The organism is Methyloversatilis universalis EHg5, from assembly GCF_000378945.1.
Classification (GTDB): Bacteria; Pseudomonadota; Gammaproteobacteria; order Burkholderiales; family Rhodocyclaceae; genus Methyloversatilis; species Methyloversatilis universalis_A.
The window spans coordinates 3,823,482-3,843,569 of the sequence record NZ_KB900539.1 but is presented as its reverse complement, the minus strand read 5'-3'; the positions used below and the strand labels follow the sequence as shown (position 1 = coordinate 3,843,569).

Below are 20,088 nucleotides of genomic sequence, written 5' to 3'. Positions count from 1 at the left end.
AAGGTTGGGCACCATGCGCTTCGAGTTTCCGGTCATCATCATCGACGAGGACTTCCGTTCGGAAAACGCCTCCGGTCTGGGTATCCGTGCCCTGGCCGAAGCGATCGAAAAGGAAGGTCTTGGCGTGCTGGGCGTCACCAGCTACGGCGATCTGACCTCGTTCGCGCAGCAGCAGAGTCGCGGCTCCACCTTCATCCTGTCGATCGACGACGAGGAATTCGGCAGTGGCGGTGAAGCTGAAATCCGGGCGGTGCTGACCAATCTGCGCAATTTCGTTGCGGAAATCCGCCGCCGCAACGCCGACATCCCGATCTTCCTGTACGGCGAAACGCGCACCACGCGCCACATTCCGAACGACATCCTGCGCGAGTTGCACGGCTTCATCCACATGTTCGAGGACACGCCGGAATTCGTGGCCCGCTACATCGTGCGCGAAGCGCGCGCCTACCTGGACTCGCTGCCGCCGCCTTTCTTCCGCGCGCTCACCCACTACGCGCAGGACGGCTCCTACTCGTGGCACTGCCCGGGCCACTCCGGCGGCGTGGCCTTCCTGAAGAGCCCGGTCGGCCGCATGTTCCACCAGTTCTTCGGCGAGAACATGCTGCGTGCCGACGTGTGCAACGCGGTCGAGGAACTGGGCCAGCTGCTCGACCACACCGGCCCGGTGGCGGCGTCGGAACGCAATGCGGCGCGCATCTTCCATTCCGATCACCTGTATTTCGTCACCAACGGCACCTCCACCTCGAACAAGATGGTGTGGCACTCGACCGTGGCGCCGGGCGACATCGTGGTGGTGGACCGCAACTGCCACAAGTCCATCCTGCACTCCATCATCATGACCGGTGCGATTCCGGTGTTCCTGACGCCGACCCGCAACCACTACGGCATCATCGGCCCGATCCCGCTGTCCGAATTCAGTCCGGACGTGATCCGCGCCAAGATCGACGCCAACCCGTTCGCGCGCGAGGCGGTCAACAAGAAGCCGCGCATCCTCACCATCACCCAGTCCACCTACGACGGCGTGCTGTACAACGTCGAGGCGATCAAGGACGTGCTGGATGGCGAGATCGACACGCTGCACTTCGACGAAGCCTGGCTGCCGCACGCTGCCTTCCACGACTTTTACGGCGACTACCACGCGATCGGCGAAGGCCGGCCGCGCTGCAAGGAGTCGATGATTTTCTCGACCCAGTCGACCCACAAGCTGCTGGCCGGCCTGTCGCAGGCGTCGCAGATTCTGGTGCAGGACTCGCAGACCCGTTCGCTCGACCGCGACGTGTTCAACGAGGCCTATCTGATGCACACCTCGACCAGCCCGCAGTACGCCATCATCGCCTCGTGCGACGTGGCGGCGGCGATGATGGAGCCGCCGGGCGGCACCGCGCTGGTCGAGGAATCGCTGGCCGAAGCGGTCGAATTCCGTCGCGCCATGCGCAAGGTCGATGCCGAATTCGGCGCTGACTGGTGGTTCAAGGTGTGGGGGCCGGACCATCTGGCCGACGAAGGCCTGGGCACCCGCGAGGACTGGACGCTGCGCGCCGGCGAACGCTGGCACGGTTTCGGCGATCTGGCCGACGGCTTCAACATGCTGGATCCGATCAAGGCGACGGTCATCACCCCGGGCCTGGACGTCGATGGCGATTTTGCCGACTGGGGCATCCCGGCCGGCATCCTGACCCGCTATCTGGCAGAGCACGGCATCATCGTCGAGAAGACCGGCCTGTACAGCTTCTTCATCATGTTCACCATCGGCATCACCAAGGGCCGCTGGAACACCATGGTGACCGAACTGCAGCAGTTCAAGGACGACTACGACAACAACCAGCCGCTGTGGCGCGTGATGCCTGAGTTCGTCGCCGCCCATCCGCGCTACGAGCGGGTCGGCCTGCGCGATCTGTGCGTGCGCATCCACGAGATGTACAAGAAGCACGACATCGCGCGCCTGACCACCGAAATGTATCTGTCGCCGATGGAACCGGCGATGAAGCCGGCCGACGCCTGGGCGCGCATGGCCCACCGCGAGATCGACCGCGTGGCCATCGACGAACTGGAAGGCCGCATCACCAGCGTGCTGCTGACGCCCTATCCGCCGGGCATTCCGCTGCTCATTCCGGGCGAGCGATTCAACCGCACCATCGTCAATTACCTGTTCTTCGCACGCGAATTCAACCGCGCCTTCCCGGGTTTCGAAACCGACATCCACGGGCTGGTCGCCACCGGCGACGGCGACGAACTGGATTACGCGGTGGATTGCGTGCGCGACTGAGGCGGGGGCGCAGGATCAGGCCTGCAGCCGGCTGCAGGCAGCGTATCGTCCCCGGCCCCTGGCTGGAACGGAGGACGGGACTGATCTAGGCTGCGCGTCGTGCGTAATCGACGAAGGCGTAGCGCAGGCCGCCGGCACTGACCGCGTCTTCCCGGGCGGTTTCCACCCAGTCGGCGCGGTCGAAATCCGGAAACATCGTGTCGCCGTCGAAGGCGTCGGCGATTTCGGTCAGCAGCAGACGGTCCACCCGCGGCAGGGCCAGCGCGTACAGCTGGGCGCCGCCGATCACGAACGCTTCGTCGCCGCCCTCGACCGTGGCCGCCCGCTCGATGGCCGCGTCCAGCGAGGGCGCCACGTGCGCGCCGGCGATGTCCAGATCCGCCTGCCGGCTCACCACGATGCTGGTGCGTCCCGGCAGCGGCCGGCCCAGCGAATCCCAGGTCTTGCGGCCCATGATGATGGGGTGGCCCATGGTGAGCGCGCGGAAGCGCTTCAGGTCTTCCGGCAGATGCCAGGGCATGCCGTTGTCGCGGCCTATCATGCGATTGGCCGCCAGTGCGGCGATCAGCGCGAGCTTCATACCGCCACCTTGGCCGCGATGTGTGGCCACGGATCGTAGCCGTCGAGCCGGAAATCCTCCGGCGTGAAGGCGAACAGATCGGTCACGTCCGGATTGATCCACATGGTGGGCAGCGGCCGCGGTTCGCGCGACAGCTGCAGCCGGGCCTGTTCCAGATGGTTGGAATACAGATGGGCGTCGCCCAGCGTATGGACGAAATCGCCCGGCTTCAGCCCGCACACCTGGGCGATCATCATCGTGAGCAGCGCATAGCTGGCGATGTTGAACGGCACGCCGAGGAATATGTCCGCGCTGCGCTGATAAAGCTGGCACGACAATCGTCCGTCCGCCACGTAGAACTGGAACAGTGCGTGGCAGGGCGGCAGCTTCATCGAAGGGATGTCGGCCGGGTTCCAGGCGCTCACGATGTGGCGGCGCGAATCCGGGTTGCGGCGCAGGCCGTCCAGCAGTTCGGTGATCTGGTCGATGCGGCGGCCGTCCGGCGCCGGCCAGCTGCGCCACTGGGCGCCATAGACCGGACCGAGATTGCCGTCGGCGTCGGCCCATTCGTCCCAGATGCTGACGCCGCGTTCCTTCAGCCAGGCGATATTGGTTTCGCCGCGCAGGAACCACAGCAGTTCGACGATGATGGAGCGCAGGTGCAGCTTCTTCGTCGTGAGTACAGGGAAGCCCTGCGACAGATCGAAGCGCATCTGCCAGCCGAACACCGAACGGGTGCCGGTGCCGGTGCGGTCGGTCTTTTCGGTGCCGTGTTCCAGCACGTGCCGCATGAGGTCGAGATATTGCTTCATGGAAAAGTTCGCGCAGTCGCGTTACGCTACAGGGTCGGCATTCTAGATCACTGTGCGGTGAGCGCTGGAAGCCGTGCGTGGCGGCAGCGGATCGCCGCGCGACCATAATGCATGTATTGAGCGGTCCGGTCGGGGTTTCCCCGACGGCGGAGAGGTGGCAGGTATGTTCGGCGTGTTCTCTTCATCACCGGCAAGCGTGCTCGGCAATCCGGCCGAGCTTCGCCGCGTGCTGGCCGAAATTGCTGCTGCCCAGCCGGAACTGGCGGTCAACGAGCTGACCGGCTGGGTCGAATCGGTGGGCGAAGCCGCCAATATCGACCTCGCCCACCACGTCAATCTGCTCTACCAGTTCGATTCCAGCGCCCAGCCGCATCTGCGCAAGCTGGAGCAGGCCTACGCCGCCGACCCTCAGGGCAGCGACGTGATCTGGCGCACGGGCCGCGATTTCTGGTCCATCCTGTCCTCCGCCTACGAAGTCGCGCTCGACCGCTATCTGGCTGATCCGGCCCACGCCACCGTGCTGAGCGGTCTGTCGCGGCTGGCGTCGCGCACCCTGCGTGCCTGCCGCCAGCGCTTCAAGTGGGATGTCTATCACAACGGTCCGGTCGACGCCGGGCTGTGGCAGGTGGCCGGCCAGGCCTATCTGCTGGCGCAGGCGGCCAACGCCGAATCGCGTGAAGTGGTGAATGCCGCCGACGAGGTGCCTACCTCGGTCGAGCGTGAATACCTGCGGCTGATCGCGCTGCATGTCGCCGCACCCGAAGGTCTGGTGCCGGACAGCGTGCGTCTGGCCGAAAACCTGACCGGCTACTTCGCCGCCCGCTATTCGATGTCGCCGACCATAGAGCGCGGCAGCACCCACTGGCTGGACGCCAACCAGCCGTCGCCGCCGCTGCGGCTGGTGCGTGCGCCACAGCAGGTCGACGGCATCCGCTTCTTTTCCGGCATTGCCGCGGCCGATGCCGCGCTGGCGCTGGCGCGCCGGGTTGAAGGCGGCGATCTGCCGGATTCGCTCAGTCTCGACGACATGCCGGAGCGCGACGCGCTGTCCCGGCTTCTGCGTCATCTGGCGTCCAACTGGGCGCTCGATCCGCCGACCCGCCAGTACCGCCGGCATACGCTGGGCGGTGCGCTGGCAGTGGCCAACGGCATCAAGCACCTGCACCACGTGCTGCGCGGTGCACGCGACGAGGCGGTCATCTACCGCTGGGAAATGTCGGACGCCAGCCTGGGCGGCATCGGTGCCACGGCACCGACCGCCAGCGCTGAATGGGTGCGGGTCGGTTCTCTGGTCGGCATGCAGCCCTCGGGTGGCGACAACTGGCTGGTCGGTGTGGTGCGCCGCTACCTGCGCGGTCGCGATGCGCGCGGCACCGTGGGCATCGAAACGCTGTCGACCACCGCTCGCCCGCTGGAGGTGTTTTCCGAACGGCAGAGCGGCGAGGCGGTCGCGCTGGACGAGCCGGTGAGCGGCGCGGTGGTGCGCCTGGCCATCAACGGCACCGGCTATTCATCCGAATACCCGCTGCACGCATCGATCAACGGCCGTCATGTGCGGCTGGACCCGGTCGAGCTGATCGAGCGCGGCTCCAACTTCGACCTCGCCCGCTTCCGCGTCAGCGACTTCCGCTGAGCGCGCCGCCGGTTCGCGTCAGCGTTCCGGCAGCAAAAAGTCGCAGAGGCGGGTCAGTTCGTCGGCAAAGCACTGCAGGCTGTGATCGCCACCGGCGCGGATCACCATGTTCGCGCCGCGCAGCCTCAGCACCGCCTGCCACCAGTCCAGCACTTCGTCGCCGGTTTCCAGCAGCACCAGATAGCGCTCGGGCCGGGTGACCGCAGGCACGTCGAGCGCGCGCAGCGCATCGACATCCTGTTGCCCGAAGTGGAAGGTTTCGCCGGTGTACATATGGCTGTGTTCGCCGATGTAGTCGCCCAGCGACAGCGGCGCGACCACCGCCGGATTGACCAGCGCGGCGCGCAGGCCGTACTTCTCCGCCAGATGCAGCGCATAGAAGCCGCCCAGTGACGAGCCGGCCAGCGATACCTCGCAGCCGGCCTCCAGCGCCGGGCACAGCGCCGATTCGATCAGCGCGATCGCTTCCTGCGGCGCTGGCGGCAGCTGTTCGCACCACAGCAGATCGGCCTGTCCGCGCCGTGCCAGCCGGGCGCGCAGCTGCTGTGCCTTGGCCGACTGCGGGCCGGAGCGGAAACCGTGGAAGTAGAACAGCTTCTGCATCAGTGGTCAGCCCAGTCCACCCAGCCGAACCAGGCGCTCGCCAGCACGAACAGGCCGAAGGCGATGCGGTACCAGGCGAACAGCTCGAAGGTGTGGCTAGCGATGTAGCGCAGCAGCCAGCGCACGCTGAAGAAGGCGGCCAGGAAGGAGGCGACGAAGCCGGCCGCGAACACCGGCAGGTCTTCCACCCGCAGCAGCGCCCAGTTCTTGTACACGTCATACACCGTGGCCGCGAACATGGTGGGGATGGCAAGGAAGAAGCTGAATTCGGTCGCCGCACGGCGCGACAGCCCGAACATCAGGCCGCCCATGATGGTCGCACCGGAGCGCGACACGCCCGGAAACATGGCCAGCGACTGCGCGAAACCGACCTTGAGCGCGGCGCGCCAGTCCAGGTCGTCCGCGGTTTCATAGCGCGGCACATGGGTGCGGCGCTCGATCAGCAGGATGATGACGCCGCCGACGATGAGCGCGCCGGCCACCGTGAGCGGGTTGAACAGATAGGTCTTGATGATGCGGTGGAACATGAGGCCCAGCACCGCCGCCGGCAGGAAGGCGATGAACACGTGCAGCGCGAAGCGGTTGGCCGCCGGCACCCGGCCCAGGCCGCCCACCACGTCGACGATCTTGCGCCGGTATTCCCAGCAGATGGCCAGGATGGCCGCGAGCTGGATCACGATCTTGAACACCCGGCTGGTGTCGTCGGTGTAGCCGAGCAGGCTGCCGGCGATGATGAGGTGGCCGGTACTCGAAATCGGCAGGAATTCGGTCAGGCCTTCCAGAATGCCGAGGATGACGGCCTTGATCAGCAGCAGGTGGTCCATGGTTTGTGTGCGGTGCGGCAAGACGGAACAGGCGGCTGAGTATAGGCGAGCACGGTGAAGAGCCCGCATCGCCTGTCGCGCGAATTGTCGACCGGGCGGCGGTATTTCACCCGCCACCTGTAAAATCCGCCGCCATGTTCCTGAAACGCGCTGTTGCCCGCACCCCTGCCGTCGCTCTGGCCGCCGATACGCCGGCCGATGCCGGCGTGCCTCCGCTGGCGCTGGGCATTGCGCTGTCCATCCTGGTGCACGCCTTCGCGCTGGCCCTGCATTTCACGCCTGACCTGAAGCCGAAGCAGAAGGCGAAAGACCAGGCGCTGGAAGTCATCCTGGTCAATGCCCGCAGCAAGCAGAAGCCGATCGACCCGCAGGCGCTGGCCCAGGCCAATCTGGACGGCGGCGGCACGGTGGACCAGGACCGCCGCGCCAGCACGCCGCTGCCGGTCAGCCCGCGCGAAAAGACCGGCGACCAGCTGGTGGATACCCAGCGCCGGGTGCAGGAACTGGAATCGCAGCAGCAGAAGCTGCTGTCCGAACTGAAGTCAGGGCCGGCGCTGAACCGGCAGGAGCACCGGCTGGAACAGCCGGATCCGTCACCTGAACAGAAGAAGACGCTGACCGGAGACGAACTGGCCGCCAGCGCTGCCGCTACCGCGAAAAACCTGGCCGCGATCGCGCGCAACGTCGATGACTACAACAAGAAGCCGCGCAAGGCCTACGCACTCACCCGTACCCAGGAATACGCCTTCGCGCGCTACATCGACGACTGGCGGCAGAAGATCGAGCGCATCGGCAGCCTGAACTACCCGCCTGCCGCGCGCGGCAGGGTGTATGGCAACGTGACGCTCACGATCGAAATCCGCCAGGACGGCGAGGTCGCCTCGATCGCGCTGGAGCGCTCGTCCGGCCACAAGGTGCTGGACGACGCGGCCATCCGCATCGTGCGCATGGCCGCACCCTATCCGTCTTTCCCGGACCACATCCGGCGCGAATACGACATCCTGTCCATCACCCGCACGCTCATCTTCGCGCGCGGCGATCTGGTCGAATCAAACTGAGCGCTCACGCGCCCACCCACGTTTCCGAGCACCATGACTGACCGCTACGCCGTCATCGGCCACCCGATCGCCCACAGCAAATCGCCGGCCATCCACGCTGCCTTCGCCGCGCAGACCGCGCAGGATCTGAGCTATGAGGCGCTGCTGGCGCCGCTGGACGGCTTCGCCGCCGCGGTCGCGCAGTTCCGCGCGCAAGGCGGGCGCGGCATGAATATCACGGTGCCGTTCAAGGAAGAGGCCTTCCGAATGGCAAATCGGCTTACCGAGCGCGCCAAACTTGCCCAAGCGGTGAACACCCTAAGTTTTGAGGACGGCGAAATCAAAGGGGACAACACTGATGGCGTAGGACTGGTCCGTGATCTCGAACAGCTAGGTTGCCAATTGGCAGGGGCACGAGTGCTGCTGCTGGGGGCTGGTGGAGCTGTACGCGGCGTTGTCGCGCCATTGCTGCAGACAGGCGTGTCCAGATTGTTCATCGCAAATCGAACTGTAGAGCGCGCGGAGAAACTGATTGGTGACTTTGCTGATTTCTTCGCGTACGAGATGCCTGACACGTTGGCCGCCGGCGGCTGGCAGGAGGCCGCCGACGCACCGTACGACGTGGTGATCAACGCCACCAGCGCCAGCCTCAGCGACGAGGCGCCGCCGCTGCCGGCCGGCCTGTACGCGCAGGGCAGCCTGGCCTACGACATGGTGTACGGCCGGGGCCTGACCGCGTATCTGAAGCAGGCGCGTGATCAGGGCGCGGCGCGGCTGGCCGACGGCCTGGGCATGCTGGTCGAACAGGCGGCCGAAGCGTTCGCGCTGTGGCGCGGTGTGCGCCCGGATACCGCCGCGGTGCGCGACACGCTGCGTGCAGCCCTGCCGCCGCTGGTCTGACCCAGCCATGCGCAGCGCTTTCCGTCTGCTGAAGTGGCTGCTGGCCGGTGCGGTGCTGCTGGCGCTGGCCTACCAGCTGTGGGTGTTCGGCCACCTGCTGTGGTGGACCCGGTTCAACCCGTCGCAGACCAGCTTCATGTCGCTGCGGCTGGACGAACTGCGCCAACGCAGCCCGGACGCGCAGCTGCGCCAGCAGTGGGTGCCCTACGAACGCATTTCGGTGCACCTGAAGCGGGCGGTGGTGGCGGCCGAGGACGATGGCTTTGTCGACCACGAAGGCTTTGACTGGGAGGGCATCCAGAAGGCGATGGAAAAGAACCGCAAGAAGGGCCGCGCGGTGGCCGGCGGTTCGACCATCAGCCAGCAGCTGGCCAAGAACCTCTTCCTCAGCCCCAGCCGCAGCTATCTGCGCAAGGCGCAGGAGGCGGCCATCACCTTCATGATGGAAGCGGTGATGGACAAGCGGCGCATTCTGGAAATCTATCTGAACGTGGTGGAGTGGGGCGACGGCGTGTTTGGCGCCGAGGCGGCCGCCCAGCGCTACTACCGGGTGTCTGCCGCCCAGCTTGGGCCGGACCAGGCGGCGCGGCTGGCGGTGATGCTGCCCAATCCGCGCAAGTACGAAAAGACCTTCGGGCCGCGCCTGGCCGCCCACGCCGCCCGGGTGGCGGCGCGCATGCACTACTCGCAGGTGCCCTGAGCGGCGCTCAGCCCTGGGGCGGCCGCACCGCCGACTTCGGCCGGAAGGCCTTCACCACGGTGTCGTCGGTTTCGATGTAAGGGCCGCCGATCAGGTCGATGCAGTAGGGCACGGCGGCGAAAATGCCGGGCACGATCTGCTGGCCGTCCGCGTCCTTCAGGCCTTCCAGCGTTTCCCTGATCGACTTCGGCTGACCGGGCAGGTTCAGGATGAGGGTGCGACCGCGGATGACCGCGGTCTGGCGCGACAGGATGGCGGTCGGCACGAAGCGCAGGCTGATCTGGCGCATCTGTTCGCCGAAGCCGGGCATTTCGCGGTCGCCCACCGCCAGCGTGGCGTCCGGCGTCACGTCGCGCGGCGCCGGGCCGGTGCCGCCGGTGGTGAGCACCAGGTCGCAGCCGGCGCTGTCGCACAGTTCGGCCAGCGTGGCCTCGATCTGCGGCCGCTCGTCCGGAATGAGCCGGGTTTCGAACATGACCGGATTCTTCAGCGCGGCCGACAGCCATTCCTTCAGCGCGGGAATGCCCTGGTCCTGATAGACGCCGCTGGAGGCGCGGTCGGACACCGACACCAGCCCGACGGTCAGCAGATCCTGTTGCGTGTCACTCATCGTCGTATCCCTCCTGTTCGCTGTCGGAATCGGCATCGGCCTCCGCCTCTTCGCCGCGGGCGGCGTTGTCGAGCTGGCGCAGCTCGCGGAAGATTTCGCGGAAGGCGCGCGGCGGCCTGTTCTGTTCGCGCTCGCGCAGCGCGTTGCGGCGCAGCGTACGCAGCCGGGTCAGGTCGGCGCCCGGCCACTGGGTGGCGATGTCGCCCAGCACCTGTTCGTCCGCCATCAGCCGTTCGCGCATGCGCTCCAGCATGTGTTCGCGTGCCACCGCGGCGGCCGACTGGCCGCGGATCACGTCCAGCGCCTCGATCAGCGGTGCGGTATCGATGCCGCGCATCACCTTGCCGACGTACTGCATCTGCCGGCGCAGGCCTTCGTGGCTGCGGGTGCGCTGTGTTTCGGCGATGGCGATGCGCAGGCTGTCCGGCATGTCGATGCGCTTGAGCTGTTCGGCCGACAGCGCGACCAGTTGCGTGCCGATGTCCTGCAGCGCATGGGCGTCGCGCTTCTTCTGGCTCTTGCTCGGACGGTCGGGCAGATCCTGATCGTCCGGGTTTTCTGTGGTGGAAATCGATTTGGGGCGCATTGGAGATACAGAGGGCGGGGCTGAGCGTGGCAAGCAGCTATTATTGCAGCCTTTGCCCGACCACGAATCCGCCATGTCCCGACAGGGTTTCAGCCATACCGATGCCAGCCTGCGCGACATCGCGCAACAGCTTCTTGATCACGCCCGCGCGGGCGGGGCCTCCGCAGCCGAAGTCGATGTGTCCGAAGGCTTCGGCCAGTCGGTCACGGTGCGCCGCGGCGAGGTCGAAACCATCGAGTACAACCGCGACAAGGGCATCGGCGTCACCGTGTATGTCGGCCAGCGCCGCGGCTACGCCAGTTCGAGCGATTTTTCGCTGGATGCGATGCGCGCCACCGTCGATGCCGCGCTGTCGATCGCCCGCTTCACCGCCGAAGACGACGCGGCCGGCCTGCCGGACAAGTCACTGCTGGCCACCGAATTCCGCGATCTCGATCTCTATCACCCGTGGGACATCCAGGTCGAAACCGCCATCGACATCGCCCGCCGCTGCGAGGACGCCGCCTTCTCGGTGTCGCCGGACATCCGCAATTCCGAAGGCGCCTCGGTGTCGGCCCAGCAGTCGCAGTTCGTGTCGGCCAACAGCCTGGGTTTCATGGCCGGCTACGCCAGTTCGCGCCAGTACGTGAGCTGCTCGGTCATCGCCGGCGAAGGCGACGGCATGCAGCGCGAGGACTGGTATGCCAGCCGCCGCGCGGCCGGTGACCTGCCGGCGCCGGAGGCGATCGGCGAGTACGCGGCGCGGCGCGCGCTGTCGCGGCTGGACGCCCGCCGGGTGCGCACCACCCGGGTGCCGGTGCTGTTCGAAGCGCCGCTGGCCATCGGACTGCTCGGTCACTTCGTGCAGGCGGCCAGCGGCGGCGCGCTGTACCGCAAATCGTCTTTCCTGCTCGACAGCCTGGGCAAGCAGATCTTCCCGAAGCACATCAACGTTTCCGAACGCCCGCACCTGCCGCGCGCGATGGGGTCGGGCATGTTCGACGATGACGGCGTGGTCACCCGCGACCGCGAAGTGGTCGAGAACGGCGTGCTGAACGGCTATTTCCTGAGCACCTATTCCGCCCGCAAGCTGGGCATGCAGACCACCGGCAACGCCGGCGGCTCGCACAACCTGATCCTGCAGTCGGGCACGCAGAGCCTGGACGACCTGATACGCGGCATCAAGCGCGGCCTGCTGGTGACCGAACTGCTGGGCCACGGCGTGAACTACGTGACCGGCGACTATTCGCGCGGCGCCGCCGGCTACTGGATCGAGAACGGCGAAATCGCCTACCCGGTGCAGGAAATCACCATCGCCGGCAATCTGCGCGACATGTTCAAGGGCATACAGGCGGTCGGTTCCGACGCGCTGGTACGCGGCTCGAAGCAGAGCGGCTCGGTGCTGATCGACCGCATGCGGGTCGCCGGAGCCTGAGTGTGAGCCCCCGCGCTCACTTCGCTCGCGGCCCCTCATCTGAGCGGCGCGACCTTGAATGGATCCGGTGACATGACCGACCGCCGTGGCTTCCTGAAAGCGGCGCCGCTGGCCGCAGCGCTGGCGAGTGCGCCGGCCGTGCATGCCGCGCAGCCGGCCTTGCGCTGGCGACTGGCGTCCAGCTTTCCGAAGGCGCTGGACGCGCTGCATGCCGCCGCCGAACAGGTGGCGCAGCAGGTGAGCGCGGCCACCGGCGGCCGTTTCCAGATCCAGGTGTTCGCCGCCAACGAAATCGTGCCGCCCTTCGGCGTGCTCGACGCGGTGCGCGAAGGCACGGTGGAATGCGGCCATTCGGCGTCCTACTACTACATCGGCAAGGACCCCACTTTCGCCTTCGACTGCGCCATGCCCTTCGGCCTGAACAGCCGGCAGCAGAACGCCTGGCTGGTCGATGGCGGCGGCATGGCGCTGATGCGCGAACTGTTCGCCGGCTACAACATCGTCAATTTCCCCTGCGGCAATACCGGCGCGCAGATGGGCGGCTGGTTCCGCCGCGAAATCCGCAGCGTGGCCGACCTCAAGGGCCTGAAGATGCGCATCGGCGGCTACGCCGGCCAGGTGGTGTCGCGACTGGGTCTGGTACCGCAGCAGATTCCGGGTGCCGACGTCTATCCGGCGCTGGAAAAGGGCGCCATCGACGCCGCCGAATGGGTCGGGCCCTACGACGACCTCAAGCTCGGCTTCTACAAGGTCGCGCCCTATTACTACTACCCGGGCTGGGCGGAAGCCGGCCCGCAGCTCAGCCTGTACGTCAATCGCCCGGCCTTCGACGCGCTGCCGGCCGAATACCGGCAGATTCTGGAATCTGCCTGCGCGGCCGCCCATGTCGGCATGCAGGCGCGCTATGACGCGCGCAATCCGGCGGCGATGAAGAAACTGATCGAGGGCGGCGCCCAGCTGCGCATGTTTCCGCGCGACATCCTGCTCGCCTGCCAGAAAGAGGCGTTCGCGCTGTACCGCGAAACCGCCGCCGCTAACCCGCAGTTCCGCAAGGTGTTCGAACCGTGGAACCGCTTCCGCTCCGAGCAGCACCTGTGGACGCGCATCGCCGAGAACTCGGTGGATGCTTTCGTGGGCCGGCATCCGGTGGAGTGAAGGCCAGGCTTCAACTGGCGGAGCGCTCTTGCGCAGTGCCGGATGGCGCCGTGAAAGGTTCCGGTTCCGACGGGCGCTTGTGCCAGGTGCGGGTGAAGGTGGACTTTACCCACCTTGAGCGCACGAAGTAGGTGCCCCAGATCGCCAGCGAAAGCACTGACTGGACGAGCTCAGTGGGGTTGCGCGCGGTTTCGGCGGCTTCCCCGGCCAGCGGCAGCGCCATCACGAGCGCCTGGCCGATCGATTGCGATATCACGAGGCCCGCGGTCAGCGCGATGAAGAAGCGGGGTGTGCTGCTGCGACGCTTGATGAAGAGAACAAGGGTTAGCAGGGCCAGCATGCCGAGGCTCAGGGTTGCCAGCAGGTCGAACAGCAGCGCTGGCGCCCACAGCGGATCGTAAGTGCCTTCTCCTGGGTGGGTCAGCCGGACCCATGTGGGAACCGAGTACACCGATATGTTCGGCAGAAACTCGAGGAGCAGCCTGAATGGCAGCAGGATGAGGCTGAGTGCTGGCAGCAGCAGCCATCCGCGGATGCCGGTCAGCGCCGGGATAGGTGCGAAGTCTGAAGGTGGCGGATCATAGCGATACAGGCGGCGTGCAAGCCAGATCAGCGCGCCGGTGAGCATCGTAGCCAGCAGCGCGATCATCCAGTTGAAGCGCTCGGCAAGCGAGGCAGACGGCTGGTTCAGGTAATGGAAGAGCCGATAGCCCAGCGCATTGCGTGCTCGTTCCAGATTGGCGACATAGGACGGAATGGCGTCCATCTTCACGTGATCGAAGTGCGAGCGGAAATGATCGGTCAGCAACAGTTGCCGGTCGCTGCCTGTGACCTGACGTTCAAGTGTGAAGTGGGCATCCTCGATCCGCGTTGTCTCGGGTCTGATCGGCCACGCTTCCGGCAGCAGGGCTTCAGTGACCAGAGTGACATCCATCGGCTGCGCCAGGGCCACTGGCGAATGGCGTACGGTCGAAGAGGGCAGCCGCAGTACATCCATCATCTCCGGCGAATGGAAACTGGCTTCGCGGCGACTGCCACCTTCAACCAGTGGCCAGAAATCCGGAATGGCGTAGTACTCAGTCACCGTGAGGCGGTTGTGCTCGACGTCGTCGCTGACCGCCATGCCCCGGGTCACCTGAATGCGGGGGTAGTAGCGTGCGTAATAGTTCAGATACTGCTTCTGCAGCGTTTCCGGACTGGTTGTGGCGAGCAGATTGCGTGCCTCTTCGGCTTCGCGCCCCTCGCTTGTCGTTGTGATGGTGAGTTGGGCGGGCTGATCGAAGCCGTCGCGCGCGTCGAATCGTGCGTCGATGCGCCGCTTGATTGCCTCAGAGGGGTCGTGTCGCATCGGCAGCAATTCGCGCGTGGTATCGCTGACCAGCAGTGCGAGGCCGAAGTCCGGTTGATAGACCGCGTTGAGCGCACCCTGTTGCGGTGCGCGGGTCGGGTCCAGCCAGTAGCTGCGACCGTCGACTTTTACATGTACGAGTACGTGATTGAATGCCGCCGGATTTGGTGCCAAGTCGCTGACGCCGCGCGTTCGCACGGTGTTCACCAGCGCTGCCTGGGCGTCTATGCCCATGTGGTGCAACAGGCTCAGCAACAGCAGCGTCTTGTCCTTGCAGTCTCCGAAGCGACGGTCATACACGCGATCGGGCTGCGATGGCACAAAGGAACCGCTGCCGATTTCGACGCCGAGGTAGCGCACGTCGCCTTGCACCAACCGTAGTGCGGCGAGCACCTTGCCAGCTTGGCTGCGGGCGCTGGTTTCGATGGACAGCACTTTGGCGCGCAGTGAGGGGCCGAGCTGCGCCGGCGGACGGTAGAGTGGAACGGCCCAGCGCGCAACGGCATTCCAGTCAACGAACTCGCTCCATTCGAGCGCCGGATATGGATCGAACCAGCCCGGCGCATCGCGTTCGAGAGCCAGCGGTGCCAGCGGTGACTCGTCCCAAACGTATTCGCGATGGGTTGCCGTGATGCGAACGAGCGGCTGGCGCGTGCTGTTGCGGACGGTGATGCGTGTGTCGCGATCGATGGGCAGCAGCAGCCTGACATAGAGGCGCTCGACCGGCACCGCCCACTGCAGCGACTGGGTGCCGAATTCGCGTGTGCCGAATACCGGATTCGCGCCGTTTACGCTGTAGGCGTACTCGACGATATCGCCGGTACGGATGTCGTCGAGGACGATGTGGGCACTTTTTCGCCCGTCGTAGATGCGGTACTCCAGTTCCTTCTCGCGCTGCAGTACGCGGATGGTCGCCCTGTGCAGCTTGTCTATTCTCTTACCGTCGCGGACGACCGCCAGCGTATGGAGGTGCAGCGATTGATAGGATGGGTCGAACAGCAGTTCGATATTCGCGACCGCATCGACGCCTTGGTCGTTGAGCGCCTGTGTGGCGATGTGACGGAATTCCGTTCGACCTTCAGGGCCGCTGCGTGTCTGGAAATCGCCGAGCAGGAAGTGGGCGCCGCTGCTGATCTGATCGACAGGTACTTGTGTGCGACTTCCGTGCTCTATGGGTGTCACCCAGGCTGGCGTCGGTAGAACGCGGTAGTCGGCAGCTCTGGCATCCGCATGCCAGCAGAGCAGTACGAATAGCAGGCCGAATAGGCTGTGGAATGCTGATGTCGGCGTGCGCAAAAGCTCTCTCCGTTCCGGCCGGCAGTGCGACTCAGTGGGCTAAACGGAAATTTTCGCATATGCATTTTTCATTCATATGCGAAGTGCTTCGCGCTGCATCGACAACAGACTGACGGCAGGGCTGTGCAGCAACCCTGCCGTCAACCTCCAAGGAGGTGCCCGGGTCAGAGCCCGGCGTCGGCCCGCAGCGCGGCGGCCTTGTCGGTCGCTTCCCAGGTGAATTCCGGCTCGTCGCGGCCGAAGTGGCCGTAGGCGGCGGTCTTCTGGTAGATCGGGCGAAGCAGGTCCAGCATCTGCACGATGCCCTTCGGACGCAGGTCGAAGTGGCGCTTCACCAGTTCGGTCAGCTTTTCGTTCGAAATCTTGCCGGTGCCGAAGGTTTCGACCATGACCGAGGTCGGCTGGGCGACGCCAATGGCGTAGCTCACCTGCACCTGGCACTTCGACGCGAGGCCGGCGGCGACGATGTTTTTCGCCACGTAGCGGCCGGCGTAGGCGGCCGAGCGGTCGACCTTGGACGGATCCTTGCCGGAAAAGGCGCCGCCGCCGTGCGGTGCGGCACCGCCGTAGGTGTCGACGATGATCTTGCGGCCGGTCAGGCCGCAGTCGCCCTGCGGGCCGCCGATGACGAAGCGGCCGGTCGGGTTCACCAGATACTTGATTTCGCCCTTCACCAGTTCCGGCGGCAGCACCGGCTTGATGATGTCTTCGATCACCGCTTCGCGGATCGCTTCCAGCGACATGTCCGGGGCATGCTGGGTGGACAGCACCACGGTGTCGATGCGCTCCGGCTTGCCGTCGACGTAGCGGATGGTGACCTGGCTCTTGGCGTCCGGGCGCAGCCAGGGCAGGCGGCCGTCCTTGCGCAGGTGAGCCTGGCGTTCGACCAGACGGTGCGACAGGTGCAGCGCCAGCGGCATCAGCACCGGCGTTTCGTCGCAGGCGTAGCCGAACATCAGGCCCTGGTCGCCGGCACCCTGGTTCAGGTAGTCGTCGCTGGCGCGGTCTACGCCCTGTGCGATGTCCGGGCTCTGCTTGTCGTAGGCCACCAGCACCGCGCAGCCCTTGTAGTCGATGCCGTATTCGGTGTTGTCGTAGCCGATACGCTTGATCGTGTCGCGTGCGACGTGGATGTAATCGACGTTGGCGGTGGTGGTGATTTCACCGGCCAGCACGACGAGACCGGTATTGCACAGCGTTTCGGCGGCGACGCGGGCGGTCGGGTCCTGCGCCAGGATGGCGTCGAGAATGGCGTCGGAAATCTGGTCGGACACCTTGTCCGGATGGCCTTCGGACACCGATTCCGAAGTGAAGAAATACTCTGACATGCACCTGCTCCTATCAAACTTCCCTGTTGCGGTTCGTCGAACCGGCTCCGGGAAGCGAGCAGGCGACGCTTTAGCAGTATTTGTAGGCCGCCCTGCAAGTTGTCTCGTTTAACTCGGCGGAAACAGTAGTCTACCGCGTTCTGCAATATTCGCGTACCCAGCTTCCTGTCCATGTCCGACCTCGCGAGCCGTCTGGCCACGGGTGCCTTCCGGCTGCTGTCACTCCTTCCGCTGCGCACGCTGCAGGCCGTCGGGGCGGCGGCCGGCCGTCTGATGCACGCACGCTCGGCCAAGTTCCGCCGGGAATTCGACCGCAACCTCGCCGGCGCCGTGCCGCAGGCCGATGCCGCGCTGATCCGCGATGCGGCGGCCCATTCCGGCCGCACCATGCTGGAGCTGCCCTGGCTGTGGCTGCGGCCGCGCGCCGAGGTGCTGCGCGCGGTGGTACAGGTGAGCGGCTGGGAAACGGTCGAGCGTCTGCACGCCAGCGGCCGAGGCGTGGTGCTGCTGACGCCGCACATGGGGGCGTTTGAGATCGCCGCCCGGCTGATCGGTTCGCGCATCCCGATTACCGTGCTGTATCGCGCGCCGCGCCAGGCCTGGCTTGCGCCGGTGATGGCGCGCGGGCGCGAGGGCGACGGCGTATCGCTGGCGGCGGCCGACGGCAGCGGCGTACGGCGCCTGCTGCGCACGCTGAAGGACGGCGGACTGGTGGGCATCCTGCCGGATCAGGTGCCGGCCAACGGCGAAGGCCTGTGGGCGGATTTCTTCGGCCGTCCGGCCTACACCATGACCCTGGCTGCCCGGCTGACCTCGATCGCCGCCGGCACTGTCATGGTGTTCGCCGAGCGGCTGCCGCACGGCCGGGGCTATCACGTCCATTTCATCGAACCCGGACTGCCGGTCGAGGGCGATACGGTGCAGCGGGTCGATGCGATCAACCGCAATGTCGAGGCGCTGGTGCGGCGGTACCCGGCGCAGTACATCTGGGGCTACAAGCGCTACAAGCGGCCGCCCGGTGTCGAGCGGCCGGCGGCGGTAGAATGACGGCCATGTTCACGAATCCTGCGCCGCAGGCCATCGCTGACCTGTTGCGTGGCGTGCGCACGGCAGCCGTGGTCGGCCTGTCCCCGATCGAATCCCGTCCCAGTCATCGCGTCGCGCGCGGCATGCAGCGCTTCGGCTGGCGCATCGTGCCGGTGCGGCCGGCAGTCGATCAGGTGCTGGGCGAAAAGGCCTATGCCTCGCTGGCCGACATTCCGGACGACCTGCGCAGCCAGATCGATCTGGTCGATCTGTTCATCGCCGCCGACCGCGTCGGCGAGTTCGTCGACCAGGCGATCGCGCTGGGCCTGCCGGCCGTGTGGCTGCAGGACGGCGTGATCGACGAAGCGGCTGCGCTGCGCGCGCAGGCGGCCGGCCTGACCGTGGTGATGGACCGCTGCGTGTGGCGCGACTACAGCACGATGGTGACCGAATGAAACTCCGTTTTTCCAAGATGCACGGTCTGGGCAACGATTTCGTCGTGATCGACGCGATCCGCCAGCAGGTCGACCTGACGCCCGAGCGGGTGCGCTTTCTGGCTGACCGCCACTTCGGCGTCGGCTGCGACCAGCTGCTGGTGGTCGAGCCCGCGCAGCAGCCGGACGTTGATTTCCGCTACCGCATCTTCAATGCCGACGGTGGCGAGGTGGAGCAGTGCGGCAATGGCGCGCGCTGTTTCGTGCGTTTCGTGATCGAACAGGGGCTCACCGACAAGCGGGAAATCCGGGTCGAAACCAAGAGCGGCGTGATCACGCTGAGCGCGCAGGACGACGGTCAGGTCACGGTCAATATGGGCGTGCCGGTGTTCGAGCCGGCGCGCATCCCGTTCCAGTCCGATTCCGACGCCTTCGTCCAGCCGCTGGACGTGGCGGGTGCGGCGGTCGCGATCACCGCGGTGTCCATGGGCAACCCGCACGCGGTGCAGGTGGTGGCCGACGCCGACGCCGCGCCGGTCGGCGTGCAAGGGCCGCTGATCGAATCCCATTTGCGCTTTCCGGCCCGCGTGAACGCTGGTTTCATGCAGGTGGCCGACCCGCATCACATCCGGCTGCGGGTGTATGAGCGCGGCGCCGGCGAAACGCTGGCCTGCGGCACCGGCGCCTGCGCAGCGGTGGCGGCGGGCATCGTCCGCAACCTGCTGGAAAGCCCGGTGCGCGTGAGCACCCGCGGCGGCGAACTGAACATCGCCTGGGCCGGCGAAGGCACGCCGGTATTCATGACCGGCCCCGCGGTCACCGTATTCGAAGCCGACATCCATCTGGAGTAGCACCCCCATGAGAGCCGACGACGTCGCGCGTTATCTGCAGGACCATCCGCAGTTCTTCGATGAGTATCACGAACTGCTCGCCCACCTCAATGTGCCGCATCCGCATGGCGGCCGGGCGATTTCGATCACCGAGCGACAGATCCTGACGCTGCGCGAAAAGACCCGCTCGCTGGAACTGAAGCTGGCCGAACTGCTGCGTTTCGGTGAGGACAATGACGTCATTTCCACCCGCGTGCATGCGCTGTCGCTGGCACTGATGAGCGCCGGCAGCTTCGATGCGGTCATGAGCGCGCTGCGCGAGCAGCTGTCGGAAGGGTTTTCGGTGCCGCACACTGCACTGCGGCTGTGGAACAGCGTGCTGACCCGCGAAGGCGAGGTGTTCGAGCCGGTGGACGAGCGCATCCGCGTGTTCGCCAACGAGGCGCGCCAGCCCTACTGCGGCCCGGTAAACGACCTCGGCGTGGTGGCTTGGTTCGGCGAGGCCGCGCCCCGCGTGCAGTCGATCGCACTGGTGCCGCTGCGCCGCGACGCGCGCGTGGTCGGCCTGCTGGCGCTGGGCGCCAACGACGACGCCCGCTTCGTGCCGGACATGGGCACCCTCTATCTCGAACGCATCGGTGAGCTGCTCGGCGCGTCGCTGATTCGCGAGCTGGGTTGAGAGTGTGGGCCCCCACGCTCACTGCGTTCGCTCAGGAGGGCCGGCTTC

Annotated in this window: 19 protein-coding genes; 11 read left to right on the top strand and 8 right to left on the bottom strand. The window is 66.2% G+C overall.

The features are described from left to right. Positions 1 to 13 precede the first annotated feature (13 nt). Positions 14 to 2,266, top strand: a complete 2,253-nt coding sequence (locus tag METUNV2_RS0117500) for an arginine/lysine/ornithine decarboxylase (RefSeq protein WP_018230771.1) — start codon at positions 14 to 16, stop codon at positions 2,264 to 2,266. 85 nt (positions 2,267 to 2,351) lie between these two features. On the opposite strand, the gene METUNV2_RS0117495 is transcribed toward METUNV2_RS0117500, so the two are convergent. After that, the gene (locus METUNV2_RS0117495; RefSeq protein WP_018230770.1) at positions 2,352 to 2,846 is read right to left on the bottom strand and encodes a dihydrofolate reductase; all 495 of its coding nucleotides are present in this window, start codon (positions 2,844 to 2,846) and stop codon (positions 2,352 to 2,354) included. Beyond that, a complete protein-coding gene (locus METUNV2_RS0117490) occupies positions 2,843 to 3,637 on the bottom strand; it encodes a thymidylate synthase (RefSeq protein ID WP_018230769.1) in 795 nt (264 codons plus the stop codon). Before METUNV2_RS0117490 ends, METUNV2_RS0117495 begins: the two co-directional genes overlap by 4 nt. A 163-nt stretch (positions 3,638 to 3,800) precedes the next feature. On the opposite strand from METUNV2_RS0117490, the gene METUNV2_RS0117485 reads away from it, so the two are divergent. Further along, positions 3,801 to 5,270 carry a hypothetical protein gene (locus METUNV2_RS0117485; RefSeq protein WP_018230768.1) on the top strand — a complete coding sequence of 490 codons (1,470 nt, stop codon included), beginning with the start codon at positions 3,801 to 3,803 and terminating at the stop codon, positions 5,268 to 5,270. A gap of 18 nt (positions 5,271 to 5,288) precedes the next feature. Here METUNV2_RS0117485 and METUNV2_RS0117480 read toward each other — a convergent pair whose 3' ends face one another. Then, positions 5,289 to 5,873 (bottom strand): YqiA/YcfP family alpha/beta fold hydrolase, encoded by a 585-nt coding sequence (locus METUNV2_RS0117480; RefSeq protein WP_018230767.1) that lies wholly within the window; start codon positions 5,871 to 5,873, stop codon positions 5,289 to 5,291. Beyond that, a complete protein-coding gene (locus tag METUNV2_RS0117475; protein WP_018230766.1) occupies positions 5,873 to 6,697 on the bottom strand; it encodes an undecaprenyl-diphosphate phosphatase in 825 nt (274 codons plus the stop codon). The genes METUNV2_RS0117480 and METUNV2_RS0117475 overlap by 1 nt, the downstream gene beginning before the upstream one ends. Before the next feature lie 134 nt (positions 6,698 to 6,831). On the opposite strand from METUNV2_RS0117475, the gene METUNV2_RS0117470 reads away from it, so the two are divergent. Genes METUNV2_RS0117470 through mtgA form a run of 3 tightly spaced genes read left to right on the top strand, consistent with a single transcriptional unit; the run spans position 6,832 to position 9,334 of the window. Then, positions 6,832 to 7,755, top strand: a complete 924-nt coding sequence (locus METUNV2_RS0117470) for an energy transducer TonB (RefSeq protein ID WP_018230765.1) — start codon at positions 6,832 to 6,834, stop codon at positions 7,753 to 7,755. A 33-nt stretch (positions 7,756 to 7,788) separates the two neighbouring features. After that, on the top strand, positions 7,789 to 8,634 hold the full coding sequence (aroE, locus tag METUNV2_RS0117465) for a shikimate dehydrogenase (protein WP_018230764.1): 846 nt from the start codon (positions 7,789 to 7,791) through the stop codon (positions 8,632 to 8,634). A gap of 7 nt (positions 8,635 to 8,641) precedes the next feature. After that, the gene (gene mtgA, locus METUNV2_RS0117460; RefSeq protein WP_018230763.1) at positions 8,642 to 9,334 is read left to right on the top strand and encodes a monofunctional biosynthetic peptidoglycan transglycosylase; all 693 of its coding nucleotides are present in this window, start codon (positions 8,642 to 8,644) and stop codon (positions 9,332 to 9,334) included. Positions 9,335 to 9,341: 7 nt separating this feature from the next. Here mtgA and mog read toward each other — a convergent pair whose 3' ends face one another. Then, positions 9,342 to 9,944 carry a molybdopterin adenylyltransferase gene (gene mog, locus METUNV2_RS0117455; RefSeq protein ID WP_018230762.1) on the bottom strand — a complete coding sequence of 201 codons (603 nt, stop codon included), beginning with the start codon at positions 9,942 to 9,944 and terminating at the stop codon, positions 9,342 to 9,344. After that, a complete protein-coding gene (yjgA, locus tag METUNV2_RS0117450; protein ID WP_018230761.1) occupies positions 9,937 to 10,530 on the bottom strand; it encodes a ribosome biogenesis factor YjgA in 594 nt (197 codons plus the stop codon). Before yjgA ends, mog begins: the two co-directional genes overlap by 8 nt. Before the next feature lie 73 nt (positions 10,531 to 10,603). Between yjgA and pmbA the strand changes: the two genes are divergently transcribed. Continuing rightward, positions 10,604 to 11,944 carry a metalloprotease PmbA gene (gene pmbA, locus METUNV2_RS0117445; protein ID WP_026188259.1) on the top strand — a complete coding sequence of 447 codons (1,341 nt, stop codon included), beginning with the start codon at positions 10,604 to 10,606 and terminating at the stop codon, positions 11,942 to 11,944. 72 nt (positions 11,945 to 12,016) lie between these two features. Beyond that, a complete protein-coding gene (locus METUNV2_RS0117440) occupies positions 12,017 to 13,099 on the top strand; it encodes a TRAP transporter substrate-binding protein (protein WP_018230759.1) in 1,083 nt (360 codons plus the stop codon). Positions 13,100 to 13,109: 10 nt separating this feature from the next. On the opposite strand, the gene METUNV2_RS0117435 is transcribed toward METUNV2_RS0117440, so the two are convergent. Beyond that, on the bottom strand, positions 13,110 to 15,743 hold the full coding sequence (locus tag METUNV2_RS0117435; protein ID WP_081618557.1) for a DUF3857 domain-containing protein: 2,634 nt from the start codon (positions 15,741 to 15,743) through the stop codon (positions 13,110 to 13,112). A gap of 164 nt (positions 15,744 to 15,907) precedes the next feature. Beyond that, entirely contained in the window at positions 15,908 to 17,071 is a 1,164-nt protein-coding gene (gene metK / locus METUNV2_RS0117430; protein ID WP_018230757.1) for a methionine adenosyltransferase, read from the bottom strand. 171 nt (positions 17,072 to 17,242) lie between these two features. Here metK and METUNV2_RS0117425 point away from each other — a divergent pair, with 171 nt between their 5' ends. From METUNV2_RS0117425 to METUNV2_RS0117410, 4 genes are read left to right on the top strand one after another with little or no spacing between them, the layout of a single operon-like run. Then, a complete protein-coding gene (locus METUNV2_RS0117425) occupies positions 17,243 to 18,118 on the top strand; it encodes a lysophospholipid acyltransferase family protein (protein ID WP_018230756.1) in 876 nt (291 codons plus the stop codon). Continuing rightward, positions 18,115 to 18,552, top strand: coding sequence for a CoA-binding protein (locus METUNV2_RS0117420; RefSeq protein WP_018230755.1), 438 nt, complete (start codon positions 18,115 to 18,117; stop codon positions 18,550 to 18,552). The genes METUNV2_RS0117425 and METUNV2_RS0117420 overlap by 4 nt, the downstream gene beginning before the upstream one ends. Beyond that, positions 18,549 to 19,382 (top strand): diaminopimelate epimerase, encoded by an 834-nt coding sequence (dapF, locus tag METUNV2_RS0117415; RefSeq protein ID WP_026188257.1) that lies wholly within the window; start codon positions 18,549 to 18,551, stop codon positions 19,380 to 19,382. The genes METUNV2_RS0117420 and dapF overlap by 4 nt, the downstream gene beginning before the upstream one ends. A 7-nt stretch (positions 19,383 to 19,389) precedes the next feature. Next, complete coding sequence (locus tag METUNV2_RS0117410) at positions 19,390 to 20,040, top strand: DUF484 family protein (RefSeq protein WP_018230753.1); 651 nt, start codon at positions 19,390 to 19,392, stop codon at positions 20,038 to 20,040. Positions 20,041 to 20,088 lie beyond the last annotated feature (48 nt).